The following is a 13,121-nucleotide window of genomic DNA, read 5'->3' as shown; positions in this document are numbered from 1 at the left end:
TGCACTCGGACCGAGATCTCGACGCTGAGTGAGCGCTGCACGACGAGTGAGCGCGCTCACCCGACGGCCGGCACCCGGCCAGGCCGTCAGATCGAACGGATGTCGGGGTCGAGTTCGAGGAGCGGCTCGCCCTCGGCGTCGCGTTCGTCGAAGACATCGGCGGTGTCGCCGCCCGTGACCTCGGGCGCGGTCAGCCGCCGCGGCTGCTCGTGCACCGCGGCAGGGGTCGTGAGCAGCTCGATCTTCGTCTCGTCGATGCCCGGGAACTGCCGGGCGGTGACCAGCACGCGAGTCTCGAGCGAGTTCGCGAACTTGTTGTAGCTGTCGACCGTGCGTTCGATGGCCTTGCGCAGCCCGTCGGCGTGCCCTGCGAGGGTGCCGATGCGCTGGTAGAGGGTGTTGCCCAGGTCGAAGAGCTTCTTCGCCTCGTTGGAGACGGCTTGCTGCTGCCACGTGAACGCCACCGTCTTCAGCACGGCCCAGAGGTTCACAGGCGACGCGAGCGCGACGCGCTTGCCGAACGCATAGTCGAGCAGCGCCGGATCGGCCTCGAGTGCCGACGACAGCAGCGACTCGCTCGGGATGAACGCGATGACGAACTCGGGGCTGGCGTCGAGCCCCTCCCAGTACGTCTTCTTCGCGAGCGCGTCGATGTGACCGCGCACGGCTTTCACATGGCGGTTCACGAGTTCTTTGCGACGGGCGCCTTCGTCTCCGGTGGCGGTGACGGGAATCTGGCTCGCTTCGAGGTAGTGCTCGAGCGGCACCTTGGCATCGAGCGGGATGGACTTGCCGCCGGGCAGACGCACCACCATGTCAGGCCGGCCGGAGCCGGCATCGGTCACGATGCTCTGCTGGGTGTAGAAGTCGACGTACTGCGTGAGGCCTGCAGCCTCGACGACGCGTCGCAGCTGGGTCTCACCCCACACGCCGCGCGTGCTGTTCGAGCGCAGTGCAGACGCGAGCGACTCGGTCGTGGCACGCAGTTCGGCGCCGGAGACCTGGGCCTGCTTGAGCTGCTCGGCGAGCGAGCCGTACTGCTCACTGCGCTGGCGCTCGAGCTCGGTGACCTTGGTCTGCATCGTCTGCAGTGTCTCGCGAACGGGGCTGAGCGCCTGGAGCACTGCGCTCTCGCGCTTCTCCCGCTCTGTTCGCTCGGTCTGGTCGGTGCGCTGCTGTTCGACGAGGTCGCGGTATCGGGCGCGGTGTTCGTCGATCTGCTTTTCGAGGGCATCGACAGTGGAGAGCGTCGAGGCAAGCTCGGCCTGCAGGCTCGCGCGCACCTCTTGCTCGTGGGCTCGCAGCTCGGCGAGGGCCGCAGCCTCGGCAGCACGGACCTCGGCGAGTTGCGCCTGGTGGCGCGCCTCGATCAGCGCGGGGTCTTCGGTGGGGGAGGCGGTGGTGCGCCGCTGCAGGAGCAGCGCGACCACGAGCGCGCCGATGGCGCCGCCGACGAGGAGGCCGATGACGAGCGCGAGGATGTCCATGTCGACAGTGTCGCAGGGGCAACCGACAACGGCGGGCGACGCGGACGGAGGGTCTCGATACGCGGTCTCCTTCGTCGGTCGCTCCTCGACCGACGGGTGGGTCTCGATACGCTCGCCGGCGCCCGCTCCTCGATCGGCGGGCCGGCCTACTGCAGGGCCATGGGACCGTGCGCGGCACGGTCGTCGCGCGTGGCGACCGGCCCGATGGCGCCGACCTTCACGCGGGTGATGTGCGCGAGCCGGTCGAGGTCGTCGACCTCATGGCGCGCCGCCGCGTGCACGATGATCGCCGCGCACGCCTCGGCGTCGGCGAGGGCATCGTGGTGCGAGAAGCCCTCGAAGCCGGCGGCCATCGCGGCGACGGGCAGGCGATACGAGTCGAGGTGGTATGTGCGCCGGGCGACCTGCAGGCTGCAGAGGTAGCGGAAGTCGGGTACGTCGAGGCCGAGCGCGGTCGAGGTCTTGGCGATGACGCCCATGTCGAAGCCCGCGTTGTGCGCGACGAGCATGTCGTCGCCCGCGAACTGGCGCAGCGCGGGCAGGTGCACCGACCAGTCGGGCGCGCCCGCCACCATCTCAGGCGTGATGCCGTGGATGCGGATGTTCCACTCCGAGAACTCGTTGTGCGGGAACGGCGGCCGGATGTACCAGTGCTCGCGATCGACGACGACGCCGGCCCGCACCTTCACGAGCCCCACTGAACAGGCGGATGCGCCAGAGGAGTTGGCGGTTTCGAAGTCGATCGCGGTGAAGTCCACTGGCACACATGCATCGTCGCACGTCAGGCCGACACCGCCCGACGCCCCCGCCGCGAACGCCGAGGTTGACGGATGCCCCGGGCAGGGCGTGGAATGGCCGTGGTGGAGCAGGATGCTCCCTTCGACAGGCTGAGGGAGCGGAGCATGAGAATGCACGAAGACGCCGACGCGACGCGCGAGTACGGTCTCGTGGCCGACCCGGCCGACCCCGAGACGCTCGCGAGTGCGCGCTCGTTCGGCTCAGCGGCATCCGTCTATCATCAGGCCCGTCCCGGCTACCCGGTGGAAGCCGTCGCCTGGCTCATCGGCGACGCGACGCGAGTGCTCGACCTCGGCGCAGGCACCGGCAAGCTCACCGAAGCGCTCGTCGCGCTCGACCGCGAGGTGATCGCCGTCGACCCCGTCGAGGAGATGCTCGAGGAACTCGAGGTCGCGGTGCCGGGGGTTCCGCGCATCCTCGGTACGGCCGAAGACATCCCGATCGAAGACGACGCCGTCGACGCGGTCGTCGCAGGCCAGGCCTGGCACTGGTTCCAGCCCGATCGCGCGATCCCCGAGATAGCCCGAGTGCTGAAGCCGGGCGGCGTGCTCGGCCTCGTCTGGAACAGCCGCGACACGAGCGTCGACTGGCTGCGCGAGGCGGGTGAGATCATGCACGAGCGGCACGATGCGAGCGCGACGTTCGAGAGCTACGTGAAGGTCGGGCCACCGTTCGGCGAGATCGCCGAACACACCGTCGAATGGGGCGCACGGATGTCGCGTGAGGGGTTCCTCGACCTCGTTCGTTCGCGCAGCTACTTCATCACCGCGTCATCCGTCGAGCAGCAGGCGACCATCAGCGCTCTCGAGACGCTGCTCACGACGCATCCCGACATCGCGGGCGCCGAGGAGCTCGTGGTGCCGTACGTGACCCGGTGCTTCCGCACCGTGCTCGCGAAGTGAGCCGGATCGCGCCCATATCCTGAGGGGATGAATCGCAGACGGGCGTACCTGGCACTCGCGCTCGCCAATCTCTTCTGGGCAGGCAACTACATCTCTGCAGAGATGGTCACCGCCGAGATCTCCCCGATCTCGCTCACCTTCTGGCGCTGGGCGTTCGCCGCGATCCCGCTGCTCGTGCTCGCGTGGGCGATCGAGCGCCCCGACTGGCGTGGTGCCGCCCGCGAGTGGCCGTGGCATCTGCTGCTCTCGGTGCTCGGCCTCACGGGGTACACCCTCTTCCTCTACAGCGGGCTCGGACTCACCGGGGCGGTGAACGCCTCGGTCATCTCGGCGATCAACCCCGCGACGATCGCGCTCGCCGCGGCGATCTTCCTGCACGAGCGACTGCGCGGCCCACAGATCGCGGGTCTCGTCGTCGCGTTCGCGGGCGTCTTGCTCGTGCTCACCGGCGGCGACGTGATCGCCGTCGTGCGGCAGGGCTTCCAGCTCGGCGACCTCCTCATCGTGGCGGCGGTCATCTCGTGGTGCGCGTACTCGATCCTCTCCCGGCGGCTCACGACGCCGCCGATCACGGCGACCGCCGTGCAGGCAGTGATGGCCGTCGTGACGATGCTGCCGCTCATCGCCGTCGTCGGTGTCACGCTCCCCGCCTCGACGGGCGGCGCCCTGGGGCTCGCGTACATCGTGATCTTCCCCTCGATGCTCGGGTATGCGTTCTGGAACCTCGGCGCCGGTGCGGTCGGCCCGGCCCGCGCCGGCATCTTCCTGAACCTGCTGCCGGTCTTCACGGTGCTCATCGCGGTGCTGCTCGGCCAGTCGCTCGAGCCCATCACGATGGTGGGCGGAGCACTCGTGATCCTCGGCGTATACCTGACGCTCAGAGTCGGCCGACGCAGCCGAGCGGATGCCTCGGGCAGCCTGCCGGTACGATAGACCCCCGTGGCTCTCACTCTCGGCATCGTCGGCCTGCCCAACGTCGGCAAGTCCACCCTGTTCAACGCGCTCACCAAGAACCAGGTGCTCGCGGCGAACTACCCCTTCGCGACGATCGAACCGAACATCGGCGTGGTGAACCTGCCCGACCCGCGGCTCGAGACGCTCGCCGGAATATTCAACTCGGAGCGCATCCTGCCCGCCGCCGTGTCGTTCGTCGACATCGCCGGCATCGTGCGCGGCGCTTCGGAGGGTGAGGGCCTCGGCAACAAGTTCCTCGCCAACATCCGCGAGGCCGACGCGATCGCGCAGGTCGTGCGCGGCTTCACCGACGACGACGTCGTGCACGTCGAGGGGGCCGTCGACCCCAAGTCAGACCTGGAGACGATCAACACCGAGCTGATCCTCGCCGACCTCGAGACGCTCGAACGCGCCATCCCGCGTTACGAGAAGGAGCTCAAGGGCAAGAAGATCGACCCGTCGGTGCTCGAGGCGGCGAAGGAAGCGCAGGAGGTGCTGCAGAAGGGCACGCCGCTCTCCGCGGCATCCGTCGACCTGGCGCCCATCAGGGAACTCGGCCTGCTCACCGCGAAGCCCTTCATCTACGTCTTCAACGTCGACGAGGCGGTACTGACGGATGCCTCGAAGAAGGCCGAACTCGCAGCGCTCGTTGCTCCCGCCGAGGCGGTCTTCCTCGACGCGAAGATCGAGTCGGAGCTCATCGATCTCGACCCCGCCGACGCCGCAGAGCTGCTGGCCTCGACCGGGCAGGAGGAGTCGGGCCTCGACCAGCTCGCCCGCATCGGCTTCGACACCCTCGGGCTGCAGACCTACCTCACGGCCGGCCCGAAGGAATCGCGCGCCTGGACGATCCCGAAAGGCGCGAAGGCGCCGCAGGCAGCCGGCGTCATCCACACCGACTTCGAGCGCGGCTTCATCAAGGCCGAGGTGATCTCGTTCGATGACCTCGTCGAGACCGGGTCGGTCGCCGAGGCCCGTGCGAAAGGCAAAGCCCGCATGGAGGGCAAGGACTACGTCATGCACGATGGCGACGTGGTGGAGTTTCGCTTCAACGTGTGACGATCAGGCGTTGGGATCCTTCATCATCGCGAGCTGGATGAGGTTGCCGCACGTGTCGTCGAAGACAGCGACGGCCACGTTTCCGTAGTCCGTCACGTCTTGCGTGAATGTGACGCCGAGGTCCTTCATGCGCGCGACTTCCCTGTCGATGTCGTCGACGGCCAGCTGCGTGAACGGGATGCCGTCCTCGACCAGGGCGGCCTTGTACACCTTTGCGGCGGGGTGCTGATCGGGTTCGAGCAGCACCTGCACCCCGTCGGGATCGGCGGGGCTGCTCACCGTGAGCCAGCGGTACTCGCCGGTCGGCACGTCAAGCTGCTTGATGAAACCGAGCTTCTCGGTGTAGAAATCGAGCGCCTTCCCCTGGTCATCGACGTAGATACTGGTGATCTTGATGCTGATCATGATGCGGATGCCTTTCGCTGCCACCGCTCAGCGATCGCCGCGAGCGGTTCGGTGTGGAGATCGTGGAACTTGTATCGGCCCTCGCGGCGGGTATGGATGAGGCCCGCGGATTCGAGGACATCGAGGTGCTGGGAAACGGCCTGGCGAGACGATGTCAAACCGTGCTTCATCGTGAGCCGTCCGCAGATCTCGAAGAGCGTCTGCCCGTCGCGTTCGACGAGCTCATCCAGGATCAGGCGACGCGTCGTATCGGCGAGCGCCCGGTAGAGCTCTGGGGTGTGATCCACATCGTCACTTTATGCAAGTGCCCGCTTGCATGTCAACTACCCGACAGAATCCGACCTGGAGAGGTTGCTCCGTAGCGGAACGTGGTGGAGTTTCGCTTCAACGTGTAGTCGCGTTCCGGTTCAACGTCGTGAAAGTACGGAGCTCACATCCGCTCTGGTTTGACACGATCTGTTCGTGTCATCGATTCAGACTCTCATCGGTCAGACCGACGGGCCGCCGCACGTTGGGCGCTGGCCTGCGCTGAGCGCGTGCTTCCATTGTGCGACGTGGAAGCGGCCTCCTGCTTGTGGTCCTCGTCAGAGACGGATGTCTCGGTAGGTTCTGGCTGGGTCACCGCGTGGAACCTGGGACCGGGTGCTTGCGCTGGTGCTCGCCGAGGCTGACGCGGCTGGCAGGATCGACTGGACGGTCGGTGGATGCCACGATCGCGCGTGCGCACCAGCACGCCACGAACACGACCCGCCCGGAGCAGGACACACGGGGCGGGATCGAATCACAAGAATCTGCCGCTCGGACTGGTAGAGCCGGCCGGTCACGGCATCGGTTGTTCTCGGGGCGGGCCGCGTCCTCTTCGGTGCGGCCCTTCGCGCGCGCCTCTGTAGCCAGCTGGAGCTTGTCGGCGATCACCGCCGGGCCCGAGAGAGGCCGGACGAACCGGTCCCGTTCTGTCGGGCGGCCGCGATACCGGCTGTGACTCAGGTCAGCTGGAGTAGAACTCGGCAACCGCGGCGAATGCTTCTTTCGGCTCCCATGGCATGTCGGGGTAGGTGCTGCCGCCTCCGCCTTCGAGGACTTTGACGATGCTGAGGCTGGCGAGATCCAGGTCATAGCGGGGATCGCCGTCTGGCCGGTGAGGCATGTTGTCGAGCGCGAAGAGGAATACGAAGGCGCTGTCGACGCCTTCGCTAACAAATATCTCCAGCAGTTCACTCAGATAAGCCGCCTGTCCGGTCTCGTCGCGCTCGTACTCCCCATTGAGTCGGAGCGGCGCGCCAGTCTCCTTGTCGTTTTCGAGGATCTCCATACTGCGGGGTGCCATGTCGCCGGCACCGCGCCATGTTGCCGTGCCGAAGCCGGTGACGGCAACGGGTTTCGGCTGCGCAACGAGCGTGCGCACCCCAGACCGGAAGATGTCGGCCACCGCCGCGGATCGAATGAGTTCGACTGTCACAAAGTCGAACAGGTCCCAGTCGACGGCTTCAAACTGGATGGCTGCGTAGGTGATTTTTCCATGGAATCGCTTGCGGATATCCGCAACGGCCTCACTGAGGAAGGCATTGAGACGCTTGCTCACTTCGGCAAGTCGTTCGCCTCGGCCTTCTGGGTTTGCGAGCAGCCAAGCAAGCCGTTCGTTGACGTCATTACCGTCAATAAATCCTCGGTTCATGATGCTCATCTCGGCTCCAGCGACGAACACGATCTCGCTGCCCTCCGCACGAAGTCGTTCTGCCCGTGCTGCGCAGTCTGCGAACAGGGTGAGGATTTCGTCGGTCGTCTGTTCCAGCGGGTATGGGGAGAACCAGACTTCAAGTCCGAGTTCGGCAGCGTAGCGTGCCGCGATCTCCAAGCGCTCCGGATCGCTGCCAACGATGTGGACGGCATTGCAGTGCAGATCGTTCCGAATGATGGCGAGTTCCCCTTTGACCCGCGATGGGTCGAAGTGCTCCAGAGAGTTGCTGCCGTTGCGGACGAAGCCGGTGTCGTAGGTCATGCCTTTGCCTCGCATCGTGTATTGATCCTTTCTTGCCGAGTGGGGTAGCGGCGAGATTACTGAGAAAAATGCGTGCACGCAATTTTGCGTGCACGCACGAATGCTGCCATGCTCAGAGCGTGACAACTCCACACACGAGTCTGCGCGAGCAGAAGAAGCGGGCCACAAGAGCAGCGTTGCAGGCCGCTGCTCTGCGCCTTGCCTTGGAGCGAGGCCCGGAGAATGTCCGCGTCGACGACATCGCGGACGCGGTCGGTGTGTCGCCTAGGACCTATAACAACTACTTCTCAAGTCGCGAGCAGGCGATCGTCTCTGCCGTCACCGCGGAGCGTGAGTTGCGTATCGCGGCGGCCCTCGTCGCTCGTCCAGCCGCGATCGGCCTCTCCGATGCGATCATCGAGGCCATCATCGATCAGTATGCTGACCGGGGCGATCACGCGCGGGATGCGTTGCTGATGATCACCACCAGCCCTACGCTCCAAGCTGCTTATGTCGACGCCGTGGCGATGGATGAGGGCGCTCTGGCCGAAGCGCTCATCGAGCGCACGGGTGGCATGGACCCCCTGACCGCGCAGGTATTTGCCGCCAGTGTGGGTGCTGCCGCCAAAATTGCCCTACAGGGCTGGCTGAAGTCGGCTGCCGCGTCGCCATCGAGTAGCGGTTTCGTGGTGCCGTCCGGATCGCTGCCGGATCAGATGCGTGCCGCACTGATGCCGCTGGCACCGGCACTTGAAGCCGCAGCAACACGCCAGAACAACCGCTGACGGGCCCTAAGCCTTTCCTCTTGCAGGCAACTGGTGCATGTCAGCACGTCGACTGGGCGACATGTCGTGGTTCAACGTCGTAATGACGGCGTTGTGGCCGATGAGGGCGCCATCGCCGATATCGATTCCGCCCTGGTCCTGGAACCGGCAACCGCTGTTGACAAACACATCCTCACCGAAGCGGATGTTCTTGCCGAAGTCAGCGCTGAATGGCGGGAAGAGCTGGAAGGGCTCGGGGACCTCGCGCCCGGTCAGTTCACTCATCAGGGCTCGTACCCCATCGGGAGAGTGGTATCGCCCGTTGACATTGACGGCACAGGAACGGGGTCTCGGGCGTCCTTCAACACCGAGCTGATCCTCGCCGACCTCGAGACGCTCGAGCGCGCGATCCCGCGCCACTGGCGGATTCGACGCCCTGGATGGGTTTGCGCCCTGGATGTCTGACCATACTGAGCTCGAGGCGGCGCGTCGGCGACGCGACGACCCCGATCAGCACGTCCCGTCCTCTCAGTGATACCTGTACGTCGGGCGCAGTATTGTCGAGTCTCGTAAGCGATCACGACCCTGACGGGTGGGGAGATCATGCACGCTGATTGGCCGATGAGTGATCATGTGTCCGGCCAGACGGCCGAGCGCGAGCCCGCGAATACAGGAACGCTCTTCGATCCGACAACAAGGAGTCCTATGCCAAGCGACGTCACAGTCGAACTCATTCGAGCGCTGGTCGAGAACATGAAGGGCGACAGCGGCTGGGACTCGTTCGCGATGATCCTCGAGTTCCCCGAATCAGAGTTCAACGAGGCGCATGGATACGCGTACTCTCCCGGAAACGTCATCTCGGCTGTGGTTTCAGACCCGTGGGCCGTCGCGCCTGCGGTGAAGGCGTATACGGACGGCTACTACCAGCAGGATGAGAAACTGCCGGTGAAGCTCCTCGTTCAGTTCGACCGTACGTCGGGGCGATACAACGTGACCTTCGAAGAGGCTGACGTGACGCGCTGGAAGGTGACCCTACGGAACTACACGGAGCTTGTCGAGGAGTTGCGCCCGAAGTTCGACAGCTGAGGAGCGTTCGTGAAACCGCGGAGGTGGCGAGTGAATTAACCCGATTCTCGTGCGGGGATTGGCCAAGATGCTACCCCGGTGGATTGTTGGACCTAACTGCCGACATCGCGTTGCGGCTGGGTACAGGGGAAGGGGCTCGACATGATCGGCGACCGGGCCTACTAGTATTGCCGGGCGCCCGTTGACGTTCGCCGGGGGAGACGGGGGATGCGTGGACTGCCGAGACCGGCGCGGAACCGCGTGGTGAGCGCCGCGGGCAACGCACCGGTGAGCGCCCGGTGAGCGCAGTCTGGATGCTGCGCACGGCGCTGCGACGAATGCGGGCGGATGCTCGCCTGCTGCTGGTGGCGTTCGCACTCGCCGTCGCGGCGACCACCGCGATCGCTGCGTTGGTGCTCCTGGTCGTGGTGAGCGAGCCCGCCGGCCTGCGCGCCACGTTCGCGGGGGCATCGGATGCCAGCGTGGACATCTCGGTGCACATCTCTCGTCCCGCGGTGGCTGTCGAGGTCGTGACCGACGCCGCGACGCGCGCCGTGCAGGACGACGTTCTCGGCGGGCTCGACGTGACGACGGAGGCCGCTGCGCTCACCGACTTCGCGCGTGTGCCCGATCGTGATGCGGATACCCCGGCGCTGACCTACTTGGCGCAGTACGACAACTTCGCCGACCACGCGGATCTCGTGAGCGGCTCCTTCCCGGATGCAGCACCGGATGCGGCATCCGGAGCAGTGTCGACGTCGGAAGTGGCCGTCGCCATACCCGACGCGGCGGCCCAGGCACTCGGGCTCGCTGTCGGCGATCGACTGAGCGTCGAGGCCGGCGCGGGAGGCGCGCCGGTATCGGTGCGCGTCGTGGGGGTGTACCGGGCGGACGACCCCACGAGTGCGTTCTGGGCGAGTGACCCGTTTGCCGGGCAGGGCGATGTGCCCGGGTTCCCGAAGCCGCGAGTCAGCGTCTACGTTCCCATGCACGGCTTCGGGCCGCTCGTGGCCGCTGCGGGTGCACTGGATGCCGCGGAGGTGCCGGTCCAGCGCATCGACATCGACTTCCATCCCGACTTCAGCACCCTGACCGTCGAGCAGCTGCCCGTTCTCAACGAGCAGTTGGGTGAGCTGTCGCAGGCGATCACCGTTGGTGTCGGGAACATCGCCGACAGCGTCTCGTCATCGAGCGACCTCGCCGAGACGGTGTCGCGGGCATCGGCGAACCTCGTCGTCACACGATCCACCGTCGCCGTGGTCGCGCTGCTGCTGCTCGTGGTCGCTCTCGTCGCCCTCGCGCAGACCGCCGCCCTGCTCTCCGACAGTCGAACCGTGCAGCGCGGGCTCTTCCGTGCCCGTGGCGGATCGACCGGGCAGCTGCTGACGATGTCGGTGTTCGAGGGCGTGGTTCTGGCCGTCGCGACTTTCGCGCTGGCGCCGGTGCTTGCGGGGCTCGTCTATGCCGCCATCGCGACCCTGCCGGCGATGACGGCAGCGGGGATGCCACGCGCAGTCCTGGTTCCGGCATCCGTGTGGGCGGTCTCGGCGCTCGTCGCCGCGGCCTTCGTGGTGGTGCTCGCCGCGCCCGTGCTGCGCGCCGACCGCGAGGATGACCGCTCCAGTCGGGGCCGTGCCGGAGGCCTGCTGCGCGCCGGCATCGACCTGGCCGTCGTCGTAGTCGCCGGGGTCGCCTTCGCGCGCCTGCTGGCCTACCGCAGCCCGGTCGATGCGCAGGCGGCATTCGCCATCGATCCGGTTCTCGTGGCAGCGCCGGCGCTCGTGCTCGTGGCCGGTGCGCTCGTGGCGGCCCACCTCATTCCTCTCGCGGCCAGGCCGCTCGATCGGATCGCGTCCAGTTCGCGCCGGGTGGTGTTTCCACTGGCGACGTGGGAGGTCGCCAGGCGCACTCGCAGTGCCACGGCGGCCGTGCTGCTGCTGACCCTCGCCCTCGGTGTCAGCAGCTTCGGCGTGGTCTTCCTCTCCACCTGGCGGCAGGCGCAGGTGGACCAGGCCGCGCTCGCCCTCGGCGCGCCCGTTGTGGTCTCAGCCGACAGTGTCGACGCCGCTTCGCAGCGGTCCGAGCTCGCGGGCGGCGCCATCGGCGAACCGCAGCCGGTCATCCGGCGATCGGCCAGGCTGGCGAGGGCCGCCGCCGACCTCACCGTGGACGACTCGAGCGGAGTGGCATCCGCGACGGTGCTCGGATTGCCGGTCACCGCCATGCCGCTGATCGAGCGCGGTCGGCTCGGCGCGGAGGGCGGCGACGACGTGGCGAAGGGGCTGGCCGCCGAGCAATCGATCGATACTGCAGAGGGGGTCGATCTCGGCGTCGATGCCCGCGGCGTGGCCGCGACGGTGAGCGTCGGCGATGCGGATGCGCCCCTGCTGGGCGCGACGGCGCGCATCTACGCCGTGCTCGAGGATGCCGCCGGCCTGCTCGACACCCTCGACCTCGGGTCAGCAGCCCTCGACGGTCGGCCGGTCGAACTGAGGGCTGCGCTGCCCGCGGTATCCGCGAAGGAACCCGCGACCGCATCCGCACCCGCACCCGCATCCCATGAGCCGATGCGGCTGGTCGGCCTGCAGGTCGATGTCTTCGTGAGCGATCCCGAGGGGTACGCCGGCCAGCCGGGAGGATCCGTCGACGTCTTGCTCGGCGACGTCGCAGCGCTGACCGGAGCACCGGCGGCCGAGCCGGCCGAGCTCACCGCGAGTCCTCTCGAGATGGCGCCCGCGACGGCCTGGAAAGCGTCCACGAATGTGGCGTACGGCTCTGCACCCATCACCGGCGATGCCCCGGCCGGCTCACAACTGCGACTGAACGTGCAGCTGCCCGGCGACCTCGCCGTGAATCCGGCGAGCTATGTGCTGCTGGGCTGGCTCCCGACCACGGGCATGGCGGCCGTGGTGTCGTCGGAACTCGTGGAGCAGCTCGGCCTCAGCGACGCTCTGCCGCTGTCGCTCGGCATCGCGGGGGCGCGGGTGCCGATCGTGCTGAGCGGTTCGGCTGCCCTCGTACCCGGTGCATCCGGCAGCAGCCTGCGCACCGGGACCGACGAGCCGGACGGCGCTGTCGTCGTGGTGCACCAGCAGGCCCTCTCCCGGGCGCTCGTTCAGGCAGGCCAGCATGGTGCATCGGTCGACGAGTGGTGGGTCGACGTGCCGGATGGCACGGGCGAGGCCTATGCGGCCGGGCATCCGTCGCCCGCCGGCCACCAGCCCACCCTCAGCGTCGACGGCGTCGCCCGCGCGTTGCAGAGCGGACCGCTGCGCATCGCTGCTCAGGCTGCCCTGTTCCTGGTGATCGGCGGATCGGCCGTACTGGCCGCGATCGGATTCGCGGCGCACACGGCCGCGACCGTGCGAGCGCGCCGGCTGGAGTTCGCGCAGTTGCGCGCCATCGGCCTCACCCGCGCCGCCCTGACGGGAGTGATCGCCGCGGAGGCACTCGTGGTCGGCGCACTCGGCATCGTCTTCGGAGTTGCCATCGGACTGCTCCTGTCGATGATGACGGCACCGGTCGTGGCCGTGTCGCCGAGCGGTGTTCCCGCCGTGCCATCGGTCGTGGTCTCGATCCCGTGGCTGCAGGTCGTTGCGCTCGCACTGGGTCTCGTGGCGGTGATCGCGGTCGTGGTGAGCGCCGTCGGCCTCCGGCAGCGGTCCGAAGAGCCGTCGCGCGCGCTGCGGGGGGCCGCCGAATGAACGAG

The 13,121-nt window shown here is 67.4% G+C and carries 12 protein-coding genes and 2 pseudogenes; 8 read left to right on the top strand and 6 right to left on the bottom strand.

Translation table 11 applies throughout. The features are described from left to right. Window positions 1-86 precede the first annotated feature (86 nt). A complete protein-coding gene (locus tag AC1C2R_RS19810; RefSeq protein WP_495381023.1) occupies window positions 87-1,487 on the bottom strand; it encodes a DNA recombination protein RmuC in 1,401 nt (466 codons plus the stop codon). Window positions 1,488-1,633: 146 nt separating this feature from the next. Then, on the bottom strand, window positions 1,634-2,251 hold the full coding sequence (locus tag AC1C2R_RS19805) for a 3'-5' exonuclease (protein WP_495353391.1): 618 nt from the start codon (window positions 2,249-2,251) through the stop codon (window positions 1,634-1,636). A 138-nt stretch (window positions 2,252-2,389) separates the two neighbouring features. Here AC1C2R_RS19805 and AC1C2R_RS19800 point away from each other — a divergent pair, with 138 nt between their 5' ends. Genes AC1C2R_RS19800 through ychF form a run of 3 tightly spaced genes read left to right on the top strand, consistent with a single transcriptional unit; the run spans window position 2,390 to window position 5,200 of the window. After that, window positions 2,390-3,187, top strand: coding sequence for a class I SAM-dependent methyltransferase (locus AC1C2R_RS19800; RefSeq protein WP_495381022.1), 798 nt, complete (start codon window positions 2,390-2,392; stop codon window positions 3,185-3,187). 27 nt (window positions 3,188-3,214) lie between these two features. Continuing rightward, the gene (locus tag AC1C2R_RS19795) at window positions 3,215-4,120 is read left to right on the top strand and encodes a DMT family transporter (protein ID WP_495381021.1); all 906 of its coding nucleotides are present in this window, start codon (window positions 3,215-3,217) and stop codon (window positions 4,118-4,120) included. A gap of 6 nt (window positions 4,121-4,126) precedes the next feature. Next, window positions 4,127-5,200 (top strand): redox-regulated ATPase YchF, encoded by a 1,074-nt coding sequence (gene ychF / locus AC1C2R_RS19790; protein WP_495353394.1) that lies wholly within the window; start codon window positions 4,127-4,129, stop codon window positions 5,198-5,200. A 3-nt stretch (window positions 5,201-5,203) separates the two neighbouring features. Here ychF and AC1C2R_RS19785 read toward each other — a convergent pair whose 3' ends face one another. Continuing rightward, window positions 5,204-5,605, bottom strand: coding sequence for a VOC family protein (locus AC1C2R_RS19785; protein WP_495353395.1), 402 nt, complete (start codon window positions 5,603-5,605; stop codon window positions 5,204-5,206). Beyond that, window positions 5,602-5,892 (bottom strand): ArsR/SmtB family transcription factor, encoded by a 291-nt coding sequence (locus AC1C2R_RS19780; protein ID WP_495353396.1) that lies wholly within the window; start codon window positions 5,890-5,892, stop codon window positions 5,602-5,604. Before AC1C2R_RS19780 ends, AC1C2R_RS19785 begins: the two co-directional genes overlap by 4 nt. 340 nt (window positions 5,893-6,232) lie before the next feature. Between AC1C2R_RS19780 and AC1C2R_RS19775 the strand changes: the two are divergent. Beyond that, window positions 6,233-6,453: pseudogene (locus AC1C2R_RS19775) on the top strand (IS5/IS1182 family transposase); the annotation flags it as partial. Window positions 6,454-6,593: 140 nt separating this feature from the next. Here AC1C2R_RS19775 and AC1C2R_RS19770 read toward each other — a convergent pair. Then, window positions 6,594-7,604 carry a glycoside hydrolase family 113 protein gene (locus AC1C2R_RS19770; protein ID WP_495381020.1) on the bottom strand — a complete coding sequence of 337 codons (1,011 nt, stop codon included), beginning with the start codon at window positions 7,602-7,604 and terminating at the stop codon, window positions 6,594-6,596. Between the two features lie 119 nt (window positions 7,605-7,723). On the opposite strand from AC1C2R_RS19770, the gene AC1C2R_RS19765 reads away from it, so the two are divergent. Further along, window positions 7,724-8,368: a TetR/AcrR family transcriptional regulator gene (locus tag AC1C2R_RS19765; protein ID WP_495381019.1), complete on the top strand. Its 645-nt coding sequence runs from the start codon at window positions 7,724-7,726 to the stop codon at window positions 8,366-8,368. Between the two features lie 6 nt (window positions 8,369-8,374). Here AC1C2R_RS19765 and AC1C2R_RS19760 read toward each other — a convergent pair whose 3' ends face one another. Next, the gene (locus tag AC1C2R_RS19760) at window positions 8,375-8,632 is read right to left on the bottom strand and encodes a hypothetical protein (RefSeq protein WP_495381018.1); all 258 of its coding nucleotides are present in this window, start codon (window positions 8,630-8,632) and stop codon (window positions 8,375-8,377) included. 130 nt (window positions 8,633-8,762) lie between these two features. Here AC1C2R_RS19760 and AC1C2R_RS19755 point away from each other — a divergent pair. The 3 genes and pseudogenes from AC1C2R_RS19755 to AC1C2R_RS19745 form a co-directional block, all read left to right on the top strand. Then, window positions 8,763-8,882: pseudogene (locus AC1C2R_RS19755) on the top strand (DUF6357 family protein); the annotation flags it as partial. A 170-nt stretch (window positions 8,883-9,052) separates the two neighbouring features. Further along, window positions 9,053-9,433 (top strand): hypothetical protein, encoded by a 381-nt coding sequence (locus AC1C2R_RS19750; RefSeq protein ID WP_495353398.1) that lies wholly within the window; start codon window positions 9,053-9,055, stop codon window positions 9,431-9,433. A gap of 278 nt (window positions 9,434-9,711) precedes the next feature. Continuing rightward, window positions 9,712-13,116 (top strand): FtsX-like permease family protein, encoded by a 3,405-nt coding sequence (locus tag AC1C2R_RS19745; protein ID WP_495381017.1) that lies wholly within the window; start codon window positions 9,712-9,714, stop codon window positions 13,114-13,116. Window positions 13,117-13,121: the final 5 nt, after the last annotated feature.

The sequence above is a fragment of the Agromyces sp. Y182 genome, from assembly GCF_059445385.1.
This window is presented reverse-complemented; position numbering and strand designations above follow the sequence as displayed.

Bases quoted from the DNA above. Each gene is read 5' to 3' on its own strand.
- AC1C2R_RS19795 (WP_495381021.1), top strand. From the start codon at position 3,215: ATGAATCGCAGACGGGCGTACCTGGCACTCGCGCTCGCCAATCTCTTC.
- AC1C2R_RS19750 (WP_495353398.1), top strand. From the start codon at position 9,053: ATGCCAAGCGACGTCACAGTCGAACTCATTCGAGCGCTGGTCGAGAAC.
- AC1C2R_RS19785 (WP_495353395.1), bottom strand. From the start codon at position 5,605: ATGATCAGCATCAAGATCACCAGTATCTACGTCGATGACCAGGGGAAG.
- AC1C2R_RS19810 (WP_495381023.1), bottom strand. From the start codon at position 1,487: ATGGACATCCTCGCGCTCGTCATCGGCCTCCTCGTCGGCGGCGCCATC.
- AC1C2R_RS19760 (WP_495381018.1), bottom strand. From the start codon at position 8,632: ATGAGTGAACTGACCGGGCGCGAGGTCCCCGAGCCCTTCCAGCTCTTC.
- AC1C2R_RS19770 (WP_495381020.1), bottom strand. From the start codon at position 7,604: ATGACCTACGACACCGGCTTCGTCCGCAACGGCAGCAACTCTCTGGAG.
- AC1C2R_RS19800 (WP_495381022.1), top strand. From the start codon at position 2,390: ATGAGAATGCACGAAGACGCCGACGCGACGCGCGAGTACGGTCTCGTG.